General features: G+C 64.5%; 15 protein-coding genes. All 15 read right to left on the reverse strand.

Features of this window, described 5'->3' with window-relative positions; all coding sequences use genetic code 11:
• The 15 genes from OU993_RS01420 to OU993_RS01490 all read right to left on the reverse strand — a co-directional run bounded on the left by OU993_RS01420 (window position 1) and on the right by OU993_RS01490 (window position 16,373).
• A complete protein-coding gene (locus OU993_RS01420) occupies window positions 1-759 on the reverse strand; it encodes a response regulator transcription factor (RefSeq protein ID WP_326493815.1) in 759 nt (252 codons plus the stop codon).
• Between the two features lie 84 nt (window positions 760-843).
• Window positions 844-2,406, reverse strand: a complete 1,563-nt coding sequence (locus OU993_RS01425; protein ID WP_268154311.1) for a Do family serine endopeptidase — start codon at window positions 2,404-2,406, stop codon at window positions 844-846.
• Window positions 2,407-2,564: 158 nt separating this feature from the next.
• Window positions 2,565-3,017: a cytochrome c-type biogenesis protein gene (locus OU993_RS01430; protein WP_268157452.1), complete on the reverse strand. Its 453-nt coding sequence runs from the start codon at window positions 3,015-3,017 to the stop codon at window positions 2,565-2,567.
• Between the two features lie 161 nt (window positions 3,018-3,178).
• Window positions 3,179-5,167, reverse strand: coding sequence for a heme lyase CcmF/NrfE family subunit (locus OU993_RS01435; RefSeq protein WP_268154313.1), 1,989 nt, complete (start codon window positions 5,165-5,167; stop codon window positions 3,179-3,181).
• The gene (gene ccmE / locus OU993_RS01440; protein ID WP_268154315.1) at window positions 5,164-5,613 is read right to left on the reverse strand and encodes a cytochrome c maturation protein CcmE; all 450 of its coding nucleotides are present in this window, start codon (window positions 5,611-5,613) and stop codon (window positions 5,164-5,166) included. Before ccmE ends, OU993_RS01435 begins: the two co-directional genes overlap by 4 nt.
• Complete coding sequence (ccmI, locus tag OU993_RS01445) at window positions 5,610-6,758, reverse strand: c-type cytochrome biogenesis protein CcmI (RefSeq protein WP_268154317.1); 1,149 nt, start codon at window positions 6,756-6,758, stop codon at window positions 5,610-5,612. The genes ccmE and ccmI overlap by 4 nt, the downstream gene beginning before the upstream one ends.
• Before the next feature lie 149 nt (window positions 6,759-6,907).
• The gene (locus OU993_RS01450; RefSeq protein ID WP_268154319.1) at window positions 6,908-7,339 is read right to left on the reverse strand and encodes a hypothetical protein; all 432 of its coding nucleotides are present in this window, start codon (window positions 7,337-7,339) and stop codon (window positions 6,908-6,910) included.
• Window positions 7,340-7,557: 218 nt separating this feature from the next.
• Window positions 7,558-8,955: an ATP-binding protein gene (locus OU993_RS01455; RefSeq protein WP_268154320.1), complete on the reverse strand. Its 1,398-nt coding sequence runs from the start codon at window positions 8,953-8,955 to the stop codon at window positions 7,558-7,560.
• Entirely contained in the window at window positions 8,945-9,616 is a 672-nt protein-coding gene (locus OU993_RS01460; RefSeq protein WP_268154321.1) for a response regulator transcription factor, read from the reverse strand. The genes OU993_RS01455 and OU993_RS01460 overlap by 11 nt, the downstream gene beginning before the upstream one ends.
• Window positions 9,617-9,673: 57 nt before the next feature.
• Window positions 9,674-9,928: a hypothetical protein gene (locus OU993_RS01465; protein WP_268154322.1), complete on the reverse strand. Its 255-nt coding sequence runs from the start codon at window positions 9,926-9,928 to the stop codon at window positions 9,674-9,676.
• 149 nt (window positions 9,929-10,077) lie between these two features.
• Window positions 10,078-10,290, reverse strand: coding sequence for a hypothetical protein (locus OU993_RS01470; protein ID WP_268154323.1), 213 nt, complete (start codon window positions 10,288-10,290; stop codon window positions 10,078-10,080).
• Window positions 10,290-14,102, reverse strand: a complete 3,813-nt coding sequence (locus OU993_RS01475; RefSeq protein ID WP_268154325.1) for a baseplate multidomain protein megatron — start codon at window positions 14,100-14,102, stop codon at window positions 10,290-10,292. Before OU993_RS01475 ends, OU993_RS01470 begins: the two co-directional genes overlap by 1 nt.
• A 314-nt stretch (window positions 14,103-14,416) precedes the next feature.
• A complete protein-coding gene (locus tag OU993_RS01480) occupies window positions 14,417-14,872 on the reverse strand; it encodes an NlpC/P60 family protein (RefSeq protein WP_268154326.1) in 456 nt (151 codons plus the stop codon).
• Entirely contained in the window at window positions 14,869-15,741 is an 873-nt protein-coding gene (locus OU993_RS01485; RefSeq protein WP_268154327.1) for a DUF2163 domain-containing protein, read from the reverse strand. Before OU993_RS01485 ends, OU993_RS01480 begins: the two co-directional genes overlap by 4 nt.
• On the reverse strand, window positions 15,738-16,373 hold the full coding sequence (locus OU993_RS01490; protein WP_268154328.1) for a DUF2460 domain-containing protein: 636 nt from the start codon (window positions 16,371-16,373) through the stop codon (window positions 15,738-15,740). Before OU993_RS01490 ends, OU993_RS01485 begins: the two co-directional genes overlap by 4 nt.
• Between the last annotated feature and the right edge of the window lie 4 nt (window positions 16,374-16,377).

Raw genomic sequence — 16,377 nt, forward strand, 5'->3', positions numbered from 1 at the left:
TCACGCCTCGTCCTTGATCATGTAGCCGGCGCCGCGAATGGTCTTCAGCAGCGGCCTGTCAAAGTCCTTCTCGATCTTGGAGCGCAAGCGCGACACATGCACGTCGATGACGTTCGTCTGCGGATCGAAATGATAGTCCCAGACGTTTTCGAGAAGCATGGTGCGGGTCACCACCTGGCCGGCATTCTTCATCAGATATTCGAGCAGGCGGAATTCGCGCGGCTGCAACAGCACTTCCTTGCCGCCCCGGCGCACCTCGTGCGACAGGCGGTCGAGTTCCAGGTCACCGACCCGGTAGACCATCTCCTGTTCCGGCGTGCCCTTGCGGCGACCCAGCACCTCGACACGCGCCAGAAGCTCACTGAAGGCATAGGGTTTCGGCAGGTAATCATCTCCGCCGGCGCGAAGGCCAGTCACGCGGTCATCCACCTGGCCGAGCGCCGAGAGGATCAGCACCGGCGTATTGACGCCGCGTTTGCGCAATTCGCTGATCACCGACAGACCGTCGCGGCGCGGCAGCATGCGGTCGATGACCATCACGTCATAGGCGTTTTCCGAGCCCATGAAGAGCCCGCTTTCGCCATCGCTCGCGTGGTCGGCGACGATGCCCGCCTCGCGAAACGCCTTTGTCATGTAGGCCGCAGCCTCGAGATCGTCTTCAATCACCAGAATCTTCATGTGCGGGACAATAGCGTCCTGATGAACCCGATTGAAGGCGGATTCGGCCAACTCATCGTTTTGCGGTGTATTGGTCTGCATGAGGACCTCCTGAAGACTAAAAAAGGCGCCGGACCAAGCCCGGCCCGACGCCTTCATCCTTGCGGGCGCGTTTTGGCGGACCAATCAGCCCTGGTTGATCGGAAGCGCCATGAAGCGGCTGCCGCTCTGCGATTCGATCTGGAAGAGCGCCCGGGTGCGGCCATCCTTGCGGGCAGCCTCGAGAGCCTTCGTGATGTCGCTGGCAGAGCTGACCTGCTGATTGTTGACCGAGGTGATCTTTTCACCTTCGCGCAGGCCCTTGGCGGCAGCTTCGGAGCCCGGATCGACATCGGTCACCGCAACACCCTTGCCATCGTCGGCGGGGCCGACCGTGATGCCGAGATCGGCCAGCGCCTTTTCGCTTGACGGCTGGGCATCCGGCTGAGCCTGCGAATTCTCGGCCTTGGTCGCCTCGTCGCTGGCGAGGTTGCCCAGCGTCACCGGCAGGGACTGTGCCTTGCCATTGCGCCAGATCGATACCTCGACCTTCTGGTTCGGGCCGATTGCGGCCACCTTCTTGGCGAGATCGCGGGCATCCTTGATCGGTTCGCCATTGACGGCCGTGATCACGTCACCCTGCTTGATGCCGGCCTTGGCGCCCGGAGAATTGTCCTGCGGGGCAACGACAAGCGCACCCTTGGCTTCCGCGAGCCCCAGCGATTCGGCGATATCCTGCGTCACCGGCTGGATCTGCACGCCAAGCCAGCCGCGTTCCACCTTGCCGTCCTTCATCAGGTCGGCGATCACGTCCTTGGCGGTCGAGGCCGGAATGGCGAACGCGATGCCGACATTGCCGCCGGACGGCGAGAAGATCGCAGTGTTGATGCCGACCACTTCGCCTTCGAGGTTGAAGGTCGGGCCACCCGAGTTACCGCGGTTGACGGCCGCATCCACCTGGATGAAATCGTCATAGGGGCCGGAGCCGATGTCGCGGCCACGGGCAGACACGATGCCGGCGGTCACGGTGCCGCCGAGGCCGAAGGGATTGCCCACGGCAACCACCCAGTCACCGACGCGGGTCTTGGCGTCATCGGCAAACTTCACATAGGTGAACTTGCGCTTGGCATCGACCTTCAGGAGCGCGAGATCGGTGCGGCTGTCGCGGCCAACCAGCTTGGCGTCCAGTTCCGTGCCGTCATTCATCACGACGGTATAGGCCGAACCGTCGGAGACGACGTGGTTGTTGGTGACGACATAACCGTCTTCGGAGATGAAGAAGCCGGAACCCTGGGCGACCGGGCGCAGATAATGCGGACGGTTCGGATTGCGCTGGGCGCGATCCTGGTCGCGCGGGCCGCCGGGGCCTCCCGGCATCTGGTTGCCGAACTCACGGAAGAAACGCTTCAGCGGATGGTCGTCCGGCAGGTCGTCAAAACCGCGACCGCCAAAGTTGAAGGAAAAGCCGTTGCCGCTCTCGTCGGAGACGGGCGTTGCATCGGACTTGACGCGGACGGAGACAACGGCCGGGGAAACGGCGCTGACGACATCGGCGAAACTCGGAACCTGCGGCGCAGCGACCGTTACCGGCTCAGCAAAAGACTGGTAGACCTGAGCCGGAATGCCGGTCGAGAGCATGACAGCCGCGAGGCCTGCGACGGTCGTTCCCTTCAGCACGGTTTTCAGGGAGGGGCGTCCGATCTTGCTCATGGATTGATACCTTCTTTTCATCTTCACATTCAGACTGGAGTGCCGGCCTTTCCTGCGATCGGCCAGCGGCGGTGGATGACGCAAGATATAGGCAGCGCCACCTTAACTGCACGTGTCTGCGTGGTGAAAAGTTGGTAATGTTGCTGTGTCCGTCCGGATCACTGCTTGAGGATCTGGTCCAGCTTCGTCTGTTCTTCCGGCGTCAGCAGTTTTTCCGGCGCCCGCGTCGCGCGACGGCGTGTGAGAGCAAACACGGCCCCCGCCCCAATGACAAGTAACAGGGCCGGCGCGGTCCAGAGCACCAGCGTCTTGGCGCTCAGCCGCGGTTTCAGCAGCACGAATTCACCGTAGCGGGAAACGACATAATCAATCACCTGCTGATCGCTGTCGCCGCCGACAATGCGTTCGCGCACCAGAAGCCGCAGGTCCTTGGCCAGTTCCGCATTGGAATCGTCGATCGACTGGTTCTGGCACACCATGCAGCGCAGTTGCGCCGAGAGATTACGCGCCCGTTCCTCCAGCACCGGGTCCTTCAGCACCTCGTCCGGATTGACCGCCAGCGCCGGAAGGGGCGTGAGGAAAAGGCAGAGGGCGAGGAGGATTTTTGCCAGGTATGCGCCACGCCCCTCATCCGGCTGCCGCCACCTTCTCCCCGTAAACGGGGAGAAGAACCCAGCGGCGCGCCTTTCCACCTGTCGCGACGTCGCAAGGGGCACGTCCCCTCTCCCCGCAAGCGGGGAGAGGGTTAGGGTGAGGGGCACATTCTTCCGCTTCATTCCGCCGGCTCCATCAGCGCCTTCACCGGCTTGGCCCGTCGGCTCGGGGCGCCCACCCGCAGGCGGCGATCCGAGAGCGACACGAAACCGCCGACCATCATCACCAGCGCACCGCCCCAGATGCAGAGGATCCAGGGTTTCCACCAGATGCGCACGACGATGCCGCCATCGGCCATCGGGTCACCCAGCGAGACATAGAGCTGGCTGAACCCGAAGGTCAGGATGCCGGCTTCGGTCGTCGGCATGCGACGCGCGGTATAGATGCGCTTCGACGACCAGACATCGGCGACCGCGACACCGGCGCGGCTGACCGTGAAATGGCCACGCTCCTCGGTAAAGTTCGGGCCGACCGCCTCGCGCAAACCGTCGAAGACGAGGCTATAACCGCCGACCGTCACCGTCTGGCCCTGCTTCATTTCGACGACGGTTTCCGTCTCGAAGGTCGTCACCGCGACGATGCCGAGCACCGTCACGCCAAGACCGAAATGCGCCAGCGCCGTACCGAAGGCCGAGCGCGGCAGGCCCTTGAAACGGGCGAAGGCCACCGAAAAGGCAAGTTTGCCGAAGCCCGAACGGAACCAGAGATCGGCGAGCGCGCCGAGCATCAGGAAGAAACCGAGCGCCAGCCCCAGCCCCGCCATCACCGGCCCGCCATGTTCAAGATAAAACAGCACAAAACCCGCCACCAGCGACAGACCCGCCACCAGATAAAGCCGCTGCAGGGCACCGAGCAGGTCACCGCGCTTCCAGGCGAGAAGCGGACCGAAGGGCACCGCAATCAGCAGCGGGATCATCAAAAGGCCGAAGGAAAGGTTGAAGAAGGGCGCGCCGACGGAAATCTTTTCGCCCGTCAGCGTCTCGAGCACCAGCGGATAAAGCGTGCCGATCAGCACGGTGGCGGTCGAAACCGTCAGGATCAGGTTGTTCAGCACCAGCGCGCCCTCGCGCGAGATCGGCGCGAACAAGCCGCCGCTTTTCAGCTCCGGCGCCCGCCAGGCGTAAAGCGCAAAGGCGCCACCGACGAAAAAGCTGAGGATCGCCAGGATGAAGGTGCCGCGGGTGGGGTCTGTCGCAAAGGCATGCACGGAGGTCAGCACACCGGAGCGCACCAGGAAGGTGCCGAGCAGCGACAGCGAAAAGGTGAGGATGGCCAGCAGCACGGTCCACACCTTCAGTGCCTCGCGTTTTTCCATCACGAGCGCCGAATGCAAAAGCGCGGTGCCGGCAAGCCAGGGCATGAAGGAGGCGTTTTCCACCGGGTCCCAGAACCACCAGCCGCCCCAGCCGAGCTCGTAATAGGCCCAGTAGGAGCCCATGGCGATGCCGGCGGTCAGAAAGGTCCAGGCGGCGAGCGTCCAGGGCCGCACCCAGCGCGCCCAGGCCGCATCGATGCGCCCCTCGATCAGGGCGGCAATGGCAAAGGAAAAACAGACGGAGAAACCGACATAACCGAGATAAAGCAGCGGCGGATGCACCGCGAGCCCCGGATCCTGCAGCACCGGGTTCAAGTCCTGGCCCTCCGCCGGCGCCGGATTGAGGCGCACGAAGGGATTGGAAGTCAGCAGGATGAACAGCAGGAAGGCGGTGCCGATCCAGGCCTGCACCGATAGCACCGTCGCCCGCAGGCTGTCCGGCAGGTTGCGGCCGAAGACCGCCACCATCGCGCTGAACAGCACGAGGATCAGCAGCCAGAGCAGCATCGACCCCTCGTGATTGCCCCAGACACCGGAGAGCTTGTAGACCAACGGCATCAGCGAATGGGAGTTCTCCCAGACATTGGCGACGGAAAAGTCGGACACGGCATAGGCCCATGTCAAGGCCGCGAAGGACAGGGCGACAAGGCCGAACAGCGTCACGGAGCCGATCGGCGCCAGCGCCATCAGCGCCGCGTCCTGGCGACGTGCGCCGATCAGCGGCAGCACGGAGAGAAGAAGCGATGTCGCAAGCGACAGAACAAGCGCGTAGTGGCCGATCTCGATGATCATCGGGTCGCCTCCTTCGGATCCTTCCAGACCCCCTTTTGCTTCAGCCCGTCGGCCACTTCCTTCGGCATGTAGTTTTCGTCATGTTTGGCGAGCACGCTATCGGCCACGAAGGCGCGCGCGGGCGTCAACGTTCCCTCCGTCACCACCCCCTGCCCTTCGCGAAACAGGTCCGGCAGGATGCCGGTATAGCTCACCGGCACGCTCTCGCCGCCATCGGTCACGCGAAAACTGACCTTGGAGCCCTCGCCGCGCACGACGGAGCCCTCCTCCACCAGGCCGCCCAGCCGGATCCGGGTGCCGGGAGAAACCTCGGCCTTGGCAAGGTCGCTCGGCATGTAGAAATAGGCGATCGACTGGCTGAAGGCGAACATCACGATCAGCACCGCCGCCAGGATGAAGCTCACGCCGCCGGCAATCACCGCCAGCCGTTTCTGTTTGCGCGTCATTGGCTGATCCCCTCGAGAGAAAGCCCCATCTCGCGGGCCAGCGCCAGCAGGCGCCGCCCCTCCTCTCCGGTCGGCGGGAAGGTCTTCAGCCCCGTCTTTAGGGCCTCGCCGGCGCTCTCGTCGCGTCCCAGCACCTTGTAGGAGCGCACCAGGCGCAGCCAGCCTTCGATATTGTTCGGATCGTCCTTCAGCCTGGCGGCAAGGCTCTCCACCATGCCGGCGATCATCTGCTGGCGATCGGTGGCCGAAAGCTGCTGCGCTGCTGCGATATCGTCTGCGCCGGGATTCCCGGGTGCCTTGGTCGCGGCTGCCGGCGCGCCGCCATTCTTGGCAATGTGCTCGGCCACCAGCTGCGTCCAGGCGGCACCAGGCGGCGAATCGGCTGCGATCGCCTGGAAAGCCTTCAGCGCTTCCGGCGTCCGCCCCGCCTGCTCCAGTCCCAAAGCCACGTAGAAACGGGCGCGCATGTTGTTGCGGTTCAGTGCAACCGCCCGCTCGAAGGCGGCAAGCGCGTCGGCCGTCACCACGCCGTCGCGGCCAGCCACCAGCGTCTCGCCAAGCCCCGCCAGCCGCTCCGGGCTTTCACCGAGAAGCGCGATTGCCCTGCGATAGGCGTTTTCGGCATCCGCCAGCCTTTGGCTGCGGAAATAGATCGGCGCCAGCAGATCCCAGCCCGCTCCATCATTCGGGTTTTGCGCCAGATGCCGTTCGGCTTTCGCAATCAGAAGCGCGATGTTGTTGCCGGGATTGGCAAGCCGCGCCTCCAGCGGCTGATCCGGCAATCCGGGACTGCCGAGCATCAGGTAGAGACAGAGCCCGACGGCGGGAAGACAGAGGAGGATGGCAGACAGCGCCAGCCGATGCCGCCCGCCCGGGCCGGCCTTGACAACGGACGCATCGGTCGCATCGGATTTGCCGGCAATGGCCAGCAGTCGGCGGCCGATCTCGGCGCGGGCATAATCCGCCTCCTGCGCGCCGATCAGGCCCTCGGAAAGGTCGCGGTCGATCTCGCGCAACTGATCGCGGTAGACGGCCGCCCCGTCTTCAGGTCCGGCGAGAACGGGCTGGCGCGCCTTCATCAGCGGCGCGATCAGAACCGCGGCGACAACGGCAGTCAAAACGGCAAGAACGATCCATAACACCATGAAGGCCAATTACTTCAAGCGAGCCCCCTTTCCAATCGGAAGGAGGGCGATGACACGAATTTGAGGCGTTTCGCCGCAACATTGGCGTCACCTATCGCCGCTGACCCTGGCCCCGGCCTTGATTTGCGTCAAGCACGCGTCGACTGCGCTCAGGTGAGCGGCGTCCAGGACCCGTCGGCATTGCGACAGCCGGCGCCGCGGATCTTGCTCTCGCGCCCCGCCACCGTCAGCGTATGGGTGTACTGGCGGCAGTTCTGCGATCCGACCTGATAAGGTGCCGCCGCAACGACCTCACCCTTCACGTTGCTGCCAGACCAGACGACCGGCTGGCCGACACTGGCGCTTTCCAACGCGCGGTATTCCGCCTCCAGCGCCCGCTGGCGGTCGCTGTCGCTGAGGTTCAGCGACACACGCCCGACCATGCCACCCTGCAGGGCGGCGATATATTTGGCAGAAGGAGAGGGTCCGCGCGAGAACAGGCCGCCGGCTGTGGTGGTGCCGCCGCTCGTCGTTGTACATCCGGCCAGAAGGCTCACCGAGACAATCGGCGTCACGACGTATGTTGCAAGGCGAAAGCGCATTCTTCTCCAACCGTCCTGAGATATCAGCCTGAATAAATTCAGCAATCCGATTAAGTTCCCGATCTGCGTCATCTCTTCTTTTAGCGGTTTATCGCAAAAGGTCGAGATGCATCTCGTGTTGCACAATCCTGTCACGCAGATTTGGAGCGAAAGTTCGGCAGGCTTGCATGCGCGCATTGCATCCGCACGCGCCCTCAAAAAATCCATCAGGGGATGGCTCACACACCCTCCTTGGCCGTGCCCGGAAGCGTCAAAATCGCCTTCAGCCCGCCCGTGGTGCCGCGCGTGAGCTCGAACTGGCCCTGATATTCACGCGTCACCTCGCCGACGATCGACAGCCCAAGCCCGGTTCCGGGCTTGCTTTCGTCCAGTCTGCGGCCACGTTTCAACGCTTCCTTGATCTCGTCCGGGTTCAACCCCGGCCCGTCATCCTCGACAACGATCTCGACCCAGCTGCGCCGCGTGCCGTCATTGCCTTCCGGAGCCAGTGCCGGCGCGACCGTCACCCAGACCGTCTCCTGCGAATGGCGCGCGGCATTTTCCAGCAGGTTGCCGACCGTCTCCTCCACATCCTGTTGCTCCATGGCCAGCCATAGACCGGCGGTCACAATATCGAGATGAAAGGTTTTTTCCGGGTTCAGGCGACGCATTACGCGGATCAGGCGCTCCAGAACCGGCTCCGCCTCCGTGCGCGCCAGAAGTGATTCGCGCTGGGCGGCAATGCGCGCCCGGTTCAGATAGGACTGCACCTGTGCCTGCATCGCCTCGGACTGGCTCTTCACCACCTCGGCCTGCGGCTTGTCGAGCAGGCGCGCCTCGTTCAACAGCACCGCGATCGGCGTCTTCAGCGAATGGGCGAGATTGCCCACCTGCATGCGCGCCCGCTCGACGATACGCCGGTTGCTGTCGATCAGCGCATTCATCTCGACGGTCAGCGACTGGACTTCGCGCGGGAATTCGCCTTCCAGCCGCTCCACCTCGCCGCGCCGCACCCTTTCCAGCGCGCGGCGGGCGTCCGCGAGCGGCCTCAGACCAAACAGGATTGCAAGACCGTTGACGACAAGGCTCAGCACACCGAACACAACGAGCGCGATATAAAGGTTGCGGGTAAATCCCTGGATGTCGCTGTCGACGACGCTCAGATTGCCCGACACGCGAAATCTCGCCGCCCGCCCGTCGCCGTCCAGCACCACCTCGGTCTCGGCCACCAGCACATGGTTCCCGAAGGCATCATAGGCGGGATAAAAACGCTCATAGCGATTGTTGAAGGGAACGTTGAGGATCGACGGAACGGCGATGTTCGAAACGCCGAGCGAGGAGGAGGAGAGCGGGGTTGCCGCAAAGGTGCCGAGCGGCTCGACGATCCAGTACCAGCCGGTCTCCGGCTGTGAGAAGCGCAGGTCGCCGAGCTGCGGATTGCCCTGCAGGCTGTTGTCGTCACCAATGGTGATCGAGTTGATCACGTTGTAGAGCTGCGCGCGCAGAAGATCGGTAAAGGCCCGCTCGGCCGATTTCGCATAAAGCGCGGAAATCACCACGGCAATCACCACCAGCGCCACCGCCGACCAGAGCGTCGCCAGCAGAAGAACGCGGGCCGTGACCGATCTAATGACCATCGGACGGCGCTTGCATACGGTAGCCGAGGCCGCGCACGGTTTCGATCAGGTCCACCCCGATCTTTTTGCGCAAACGCCCGACAAACACCTCGATCGTATTGGAATCGCGGTCGAAATCCTGATCGTACATGTGTTCGATCAGCTCCGTGCGGGAGACCACCTGGCCCATATGGTGCATGAGATAGGAGAGAAGACGGAACTCGTGCGAGGTGAGCTTCAGCGCCGTGCCGTTCACCGTCGCCTTGGAGGCTTTGGTGTCGAGCCGCACCGGTCCGCAGGTGAGTTCGGACGAGGCATGGCCGGCGGCGCGGCGGATGAGCGCCCGCACGCGCGCCAGCACTTCCTCGACATGGAAGGGTTTCGCCACATAGTCGTCGGCGCCGGCATCGATGCCGGCCACCTTGTCGCTCCAGCGGTCGCGCGCCGTCAGCATCAGCACCGGCATCACCTTGCCCTCGGCGCGCCATTTCTCGACAACCGTGATCCCGTCCATTTCCGGCAGGCCGATATCGAGGATCACGGCGTCATAAGGCTCCGTTTCACCGAGATAATGCCCCTCCTCACCGTCGAAGGCCTGATCGACCACATAGCCGGATTCCTTCAAGGCATCGGCCAGCTGGCGGTTGAGGTTTTCATCATCTTCAACGACGAGAATGCGCATGGGTGTCCTTCGAAACGGATGGCCGGATGGTGTTCACAAGGTGTTCATCCGCTTCTACTACATCGGCACGCGGACAGTCACCTTCCGCGGGCGTTCGCCACTGCCCTGAACGAGAACCGTGACGATGCAACTGCGGCCATCATTGGAGGGTTGTGCGGAGAGAAGCTGGCCGCCCGTTTCCCGCACCACCTTGGAAGCCGCGTCACCGCAATCGCCCGCCACGAAAATCAGGTTGTCGAAGGCGAAACTCTGGCTGCTCGTGAGGCTGACTAACGCCGCGGCGACGATCGCGATCATCCTGATTGATGCCATAATTACCCATTCCGCTCGCGGTGATGAACAGGTTTTTACCCGTTTCCTATGGTTCAATATGTAACCAAAGACGGCTGAATGGCAAATGAATGCGCCGTTCAACTGCCCGCTACCACCGGCCCGCGGCACCGCTGAACCCCACGCAAGCGCTATTCGTTGCGGATGCTTGCCCTGGCGCAAAGCCGCCCGTAGATCGCCAGAAGCCCGCCGACCGCGCCCATCAGATTGATCACCGCATCGGTGATAGCGTTCTGATCGGCAAAGGAAATTTCTGCGCCCGACGCTTTTGCCAGCGCCGCCGCCACCGCCACCAGACCGCCCCAGACGGTCTTCGACTGCCACCAGGTTTTCGTGCCTTCCATCATGCATCTCCTTCTTGTTGAACAATGACATCCGCCGTCAGCGCAATGCCCAGCGGCACCGCCCGGCCGATCTGCCGCAGACGGAATCGCAGGCGGGTCTGCGCTTCGCCGAAATCGCTGAGTTCGTCGCCGCCCGCATAATCGTAGAGCGGCTGAGACAGGTCGGCGGCGCGCAGCACCGTTTCGCCGGAGAGGATTTCCAGCCGGTAACGCTCCTCCGGTTCGTCCAGCGCAATCTCGCTCGCCTCCCAGTCATCGGCGCCCGTCCGGCTGCGCCTCACCCAGGTCAGCCGGATCCCGGCGGCGGTCCGTCTCGCCCGCGGGTGCACGGGCGCCAGCGGCGTCTCGGCCCGCAGTCCGCCGGCAAAGGCGATGGGCCCCGCTCGTCCCCCACCTGCGCCAAGCGATTCGACCAGCCAGTTGAACACCAGGCCGCGCTCCTCGGCCGAAATCCCCATCGGCACCGCACCCTCGTCGAGAAGCACCACCGCCGCACCAGATGTGGCACCGGCGGTCATGGCGTCCTCGGTTCCGGCAAGTCCGCGTAGAAGTGTCTGAAGCCGCCAGCGGCCAGGCGCGATCTCCGCGGCCTCGGCAAAGGCCAGCACCTCCCAGACGCCGTTCGCGGCCAATACCGCAAGACGGTTGGCTCCGGACAGGACAGCCGTTTCGGAAGCGGAAGAAAACGCACCGAAGAAAAGCTCGACCTCCACCGCTCCCACCCGGTCGAACCGGCCAAAGGCGCCAGCCGCAAGGTTCCGGCTCAGCCGGCCGACAGTGGCCGGCCGCTCGATCGCCGCCCGCGCCCGGTAGCCTTCCGTCGTTACCGAACTCGACAGCAGCATGCGCCGAAAGGGCCGGCAGAAACATGCAACGCGGGCAAAACTTGCCGCATCCGACCCGTCGAAACGCGGCAGATCCATCAGATGCACGACCGGAGAAAAGCCGGAGGAGACCGTCGCGCTGCCGCTCCGCTCCGCCTCTGAGGCCCTTGCCGCAAGCGGTGCGGCCGGCTCGTGACGGCGTGCCTCGATACGCCTCACCTCACCCTCTTCGACGCGGGTGACGAGGTAGATACCATCCGGCCCCTCCGCCAGGCGGATCGGATCGCCCGGCATCAGCGCGATGTCCGCCGGTGACAGTGGAAAACTCAGCGTCCGGCGTGCCAGTTGGTTGTCGCGCAGGATCTGATCCGCCGCCGTCTGTGCGGCATCCTCGTAGAGCACGCCCGCCACATCGGCGCGCAACACACGGTTGCTCACGGTCTCGGCCATGCGCCGCGAGCGCACACTCGCCTGTTCGTAATCGAGCACCGGATTGGCAAAACTCGCCACCACTTCGGCGGCGAAATCGCTGTCATGTCCGCGGCTTTCGCGCCAGGCCTCCTCGTCCTCGCGCTCGGCCAGCACCTCGACCACGCGCGGAGCAAGGCTCGCCTGCATGCGCGAGCGAAACACCAGCCGTCCCGCCTCCTCGATCACATCCAGCAGAAATGTCTCCGCCAGCGGTTCGATCAGCGCGCGCGCCGATGTCACGTCCGCCTGCACGTAACCGATCAGGTCGCCGCAGACCTGCGAGACGTCGAAATCCTGGAAACCGTGATCGGTGAGGATCGCCGCAATCGTGTCCGCCAGCGTGGTTGCGCCCATGCGCCCGTTCAGCCAGTGGCCGGTGCGCCAGTTGCCGCCATCCGACCAGACGGAAAGCGCATTGGGAAAGATGGGATAAGGCCGCGCATCCCAGGTCCAGACGAAGATATGCTCCGGATCGACCATGCCGGCGGGCGCCGATCCGCCCTGCCACCAGTCGTGATGGGCTTCGAGGAAACGCCGCTGCATGCTGTCGGACCGCGCGCCGCTCGAAAAATAGGGCACGAAACTCTCGGAGGATTTCGGATCGACGAAGACATTCGGCTGGTTGGCGCCCTTGTCGATCGCCGGGCAGCCGAGTTCGGTGAACCAGATCGGCTTCGAGCCTGGCACCCAGAGGCTTGCGCCCGAAACTTCCGCCCCGCCGCGCCGTTCCACATGCGGGTTTGCCCACCAGTTCCACAGATCCTTGATGCGGAAGACCCAGGGTTTTCCGGCCGCCCCATCGGTGATCGGCGTACGGAGGCGCGCATTGCGGTCCGCCTCACTCGCATAATACCAGTCAAAACCCTCGCCGCTCGCAATCGCCGCCGTCATTGCCGCGCGGTCTTCCGGCGTGCGCATGCCATCCGGATTGGCCGCTCCCAGATCGCCATCGCGCCAATCGGCAAGCGGCATGTAGTTGTCGATCCCCACCGCATCGATCGCCGGCGAGGCCCAGAGCGGATCGAGATGATAATAGACGTCCCCCGATCCATCCGGCGGCTGATATCCGAAATATTCGGTCCAGTCGGCCCCATAGGTCAGCTTTGTGCCCGAACCGAGGATCGCCCGCACCTCGCCCGCCAGCCGCACCAGTTCGCCAACGAAGGGAAAGGTGTCGCCAGGGCCCCGCACCCAGGTCAGCCCGCGAAATTCAGAGCCGATGATGAAACCGTCCACGCCGCCGGCATCGCGGGCGAGAGCCGCATAATGCAGGATCAGCCGCCGGTAACCGTCCTCACGGTTGCAGAAGGCATCGATCTCGGCCGCAGCCGCAGCTGTCCGGTCCGGCGTACCCGGGCGCCCCGGCGCCGGATGGCAGGTGATCCGGCCGCGCCAGGGATAGACGGCCTGTTCAGCACCGCCATGCGGATCCGGCAGGCCGTTACCGGCCGGCACGTCCATCATGATGAAGGGGTAGAGGAAGACCCGGAAGCCGCGCACCTTCAGGTCGGCAATCGCCTGGCGCACGCTCTCGTCGCTCGGCGTTCCGCCATAGGCGGGGCCGGAGCCGTTGCGGCTCACCAGATGCGCCTCCTCGCGAAACAGGCCGGCTACCTGCCAGGTCTGGCTTTCGCCGCCACGGCTTTCGATCTCGACGCCCGGCAGGATCCGGCATTCTCCGGCGCGCAGGTCCGTCCCGAACCAGCTCACCACCAGCGCCACCGTGCGCACATTCGGGCAGACCACCTGCAGTTCGTCCAGCGCAGCCGTCCAGTCGGTCGCAGCCGTCAGCGTGTTGCGGTTGAGAATGCGCGCGGAGCCCTCGCCCGTCTCCTCCGTCACCGGCACCGTGGCATAACCGTGTTCGCTGGAGCCCGGGATCAGCGTCACCGCCTGCAGCTGCCGCTCCAGACGCCCCACCGGGCGCACCACCTCGAAGTGCAGGAGCGGGATACGATTGCCAAAATCATTGATCGGCAGCCGCTCGAACACCGCATAGGCAAGACCACGATAGGCGGGGGCATTACCGCCCCCCTGCTTCGCCTCGATCAGCGGGTCGGGCAACTGGTCTTCAGTGCCACGATAGACGCGCATCTCGATCGCCGTCAGGTCGAGTTCGCGTCCATCGGCCCACACACGGCGCACCATGGCAATCTCGCCTTCGCAGATACCGACCGCCAGATTGGCATAATAACTGAAGGTCTCGACCCGCTTGCTGCTGGTCGCCTTGCCGCCCTGCCGCTCGCTCGTCACCTCCTCCTCGAAGCGCGTCGCCCAGATCAGCGTACCGCCCACCCGCGCCGTGCCATAAACGCGGGTCACGGCCGTGCCTTCGTCGGCACCCGGAATGCGCGCATTCGACAGCCGAGGTCCGGTCACGGTGGACGTGCCGCCGATCAGCGCACGATCGACTGCAGCCCCCGCCAATCCGCCCACCGCCCGGCCCAGAATCGCACCGAACGGACCGAAGACGGAGCCGAGCGCTGCGCCCGCCGCCTGAAACAGAATGGTTGCCATGAGGGTTCCCCGCGCTCGGCTGGATGCGCGCAAAAAGTGTGTTATCGTGGAGAGGTTGACGACAGAAGCAGCACGCGCCGACCAGCCGGCGCGCCGGTGAGGATGGGCCCCACCGGCTCAGGCAAGGGCCTTGTCGTTAAACATGGAGGTGGTGCTATGAGGCTCAAGCCGATTGGCATTGCGCTTATCGTGCGGAAAACCCGGACGGGCTGGATTATCTCCGTCCGGGTCAATATCGCAAGATAAGTCCACGGTGGGCGGAGGCAGAAACTCCGCTCACCACTTCATGACTATACGCCGCAAACGCGCTTCTTTCAACGGAGCGGAGCAGTCGGAAACCGATGCACCGCGGCAATCCTGCGCCGCCAGGAGGGCACCAGCGCGGAGCGGATCACGCAAGCCTGTTCATAGGCATGGATGAAGCTGTCGGGCGAAGACAGAATGCCGGCATGTTTGGCGGCGCAATCGCCGCGCCAGCGGAAGAGCAGAAGGTCGCCGGCTTGCATCGCCGCAAGCGCCAGCGGTGGACCGAACAGCCGGCACGCGGCCTCAAGCAGCCGTTCTTCGCCGGCCCGCTCCGCCCAATCCGGCGCGTAAGGCGGCACGTCTTCCGGCTCCGCACCGTAGATCTCGCGCCAGATCCCCCGGACAAGCCCGATGCAATCACAGCCGACACCCTTGGTCGCCCCCTGATGGCGATAGGGCGTGCCGATCCAGGTCTCTGCCCGCGCCAGGACCTCCGCCCCGTCGAGAAACACGAGGCCCGTCATTCGAAAATCGGTCCGCCGTCATGCAGCCGCTCGCCATCCGCGTAGGAATAACTGAAATCCGTGCCCGGCACGTGCGGGAAACCGCGAAAGTTCAGCCCATTGCCGAAACGCACCTTGCAGGTGGCAAAACGTTTGTCGCAGCCGGCGGTAACCGTGCAAGCCGTACCACTGGCCGGCACCTCCTCCAGCGGCAGCCACAGCGTCAGCCGTGCCGTGCCGTCGCCCGGCAGGCGGTGCCGGTCGATCACATGCCGGCGTCCGCCAAGCTCCAGCGTGCCGCCGTCGAAAAAACCCTCGGCAAAAGCGTCAAGTCCCGAAAGCCGCACATGGCTGCGATCCTCCACGGCCATCACCGTGCCTGCCGCGCGCCAGCCGGTAAGATCGACACGGCAGCGGCTGTCACCCAATTCCGCATCGCAGCGGCGGTTGTAAAGCCTGCCCTGCGGCTGGTCGAGCCGATGGGCGATGCTGCGCAGTTCGGCGGAAAAGCGCTCGCCGGCCCGCATCACCTCGCCGATCTCGCGCACGGCCAGCAGTGCAGCCTGCGCAGGCTCCGCCCAGTTGACCAGATAAAGCTCCACGCGTGCGCCGTCATAATGCCCGGCAGACAAATCCTCCGGTCTGATCGCCTCGCTGGAAAAGCCGCCGGCCACCTCGCCGCTTGCCGCAGCAAAGCCCTGTCCCGTCTCGTCTTCGCTGGCAGCAAAACCGCTTGCGGCGCGGCAGAGCGTGCCGGCCACCCAGAGATCGGCGTCGTGATCGGTAAAACCAAGCACCGCGCCGTCGCGGCGCAGCACCCGCCAGGCATGGCAGGTGGTCGTCGCATCGCCGGCAAGATGCGCGGCAAGCGGCGCTGCAATCGTCCTCATGGCAGGATCTCCGTGATCGGAATGGCTGGAATGCGGCCTGCTTGAAAAGCAGAAAGATTGACCTCGATCCGGTCGGTATCGAAGCGCACCGGCACATCGAATTCATATCCCGCGCGGATCTCCACCCCCGGCCCCGGCATATGACCGGCCTGAAAGGTCACGACACCCGTCGCCGTATTGACACTGTAGCGGTCGCTCGGCACGGCAGCCCCGTTCAAAGCAAGCACCACCGTACCGGACACGGGTTTGGCAATGCTGCGCACCACACCACCGCCGCCATCGGCATAGGTCTTCACCAGTTGAAAACTCTGGGTCGCCCCGTCGCCCGTGCCGATCAACTGGTCGGTCGGACGCACCGGTTGCAGCGGTCCGGCAGAGGCAAAATCGATCGGGTCGCGAAAGCGGAAACCGTAGAGCTGCCCGCGACGCGCCTCGAAAAAGGCCAGCGCCTCGTAGAGGTCGGCGACAGACCTGATACCGGAGCCGGCATCATAACTGCGCCGTGCCTGGCGCCAGCGGGCATTGCGGTTTTCGCGGCCGTTCGACAGGCTGACGATATCGGTGCGCCGCACCGGCCCGCCGGTCACCCCCAGCGCCAGCCGGAGCGGAAAACGCACCTCGTGAAAACTCATGGCT

Origin of the sequence: Rhizobium sp. SL86 (assembly GCF_026672545.1) — a bacterium.
Lineage (GTDB): Bacteria > Pseudomonadota > Alphaproteobacteria > Rhizobiales > Rhizobiaceae > Neorhizobium.

Bases quoted from the DNA above. Each gene is read 5' to 3' on its own strand.
- OU993_RS01450 (WP_268154319.1), bottom strand. From the start codon at position 7,339: ATGCGCTTTCGCCTTGCAACATACGTCGTGACGCCGATTGTCTCGGTG.
- OU993_RS01465 (WP_268154322.1), bottom strand. From the start codon at position 9,928: ATGGCATCAATCAGGATGATCGCGATCGTCGCCGCGGCGTTAGTCAGC.
- OU993_RS01435 (WP_268154313.1), bottom strand. From the start codon at position 5,167: ATGATCATCGAGATCGGCCACTACGCGCTTGTTCTGTCGCTTGCGACA.
- OU993_RS01420 (WP_326493815.1), bottom strand. From the start codon at position 759: ATGCAGACCAATACACCGCAAAACGATGAGTTGGCCGAATCCGCCTTC.
- ccmI (WP_268154317.1), bottom strand. From the start codon at position 6,758: ATGGTGTTATGGATCGTTCTTGCCGTTTTGACTGCCGTTGTCGCCGCG.
- OU993_RS01455 (WP_268154320.1), bottom strand. From the start codon at position 8,955: ATGGTCATTAGATCGGTCACGGCCCGCGTTCTTCTGCTGGCGACGCTC.
- OU993_RS01480 (WP_268154326.1), bottom strand. From the start codon at position 14,872: ATGACGGGCCTCGTGTTTCTCGACGGGGCGGAGGTCCTGGCGCGGGCA.
- OU993_RS01470 (WP_268154323.1), bottom strand. From the start codon at position 10,290: ATGGAAGGCACGAAAACCTGGTGGCAGTCGAAGACCGTCTGGGGCGGT.
- OU993_RS01490 (WP_268154328.1), bottom strand. From the start codon at position 16,373: ATGAGTTTTCACGAGGTGCGTTTTCCGCTCCGGCTGGCGCTGGGGGTG.
- OU993_RS01460 (WP_268154321.1), bottom strand. From the start codon at position 9,616: ATGCGCATTCTCGTCGTTGAAGATGATGAAAACCTCAACCGCCAGCTG.
- OU993_RS01475 (WP_268154325.1), bottom strand. From the start codon at position 14,102: ATGGCAACCATTCTGTTTCAGGCGGCGGGCGCAGCGCTCGGCTCCGTC.
- OU993_RS01485 (WP_268154327.1), bottom strand. From the start codon at position 15,741: ATGAGGACGATTGCAGCGCCGCTTGCCGCGCATCTTGCCGGCGATGCG.
- OU993_RS01425 (WP_268154311.1), bottom strand. From the start codon at position 2,406: ATGAGCAAGATCGGACGCCCCTCCCTGAAAACCGTGCTGAAGGGAACG.
- ccmE (WP_268154315.1), bottom strand. From the start codon at position 5,613: ATGACGCGCAAACAGAAACGGCTGGCGGTGATTGCCGGCGGCGTGAGC.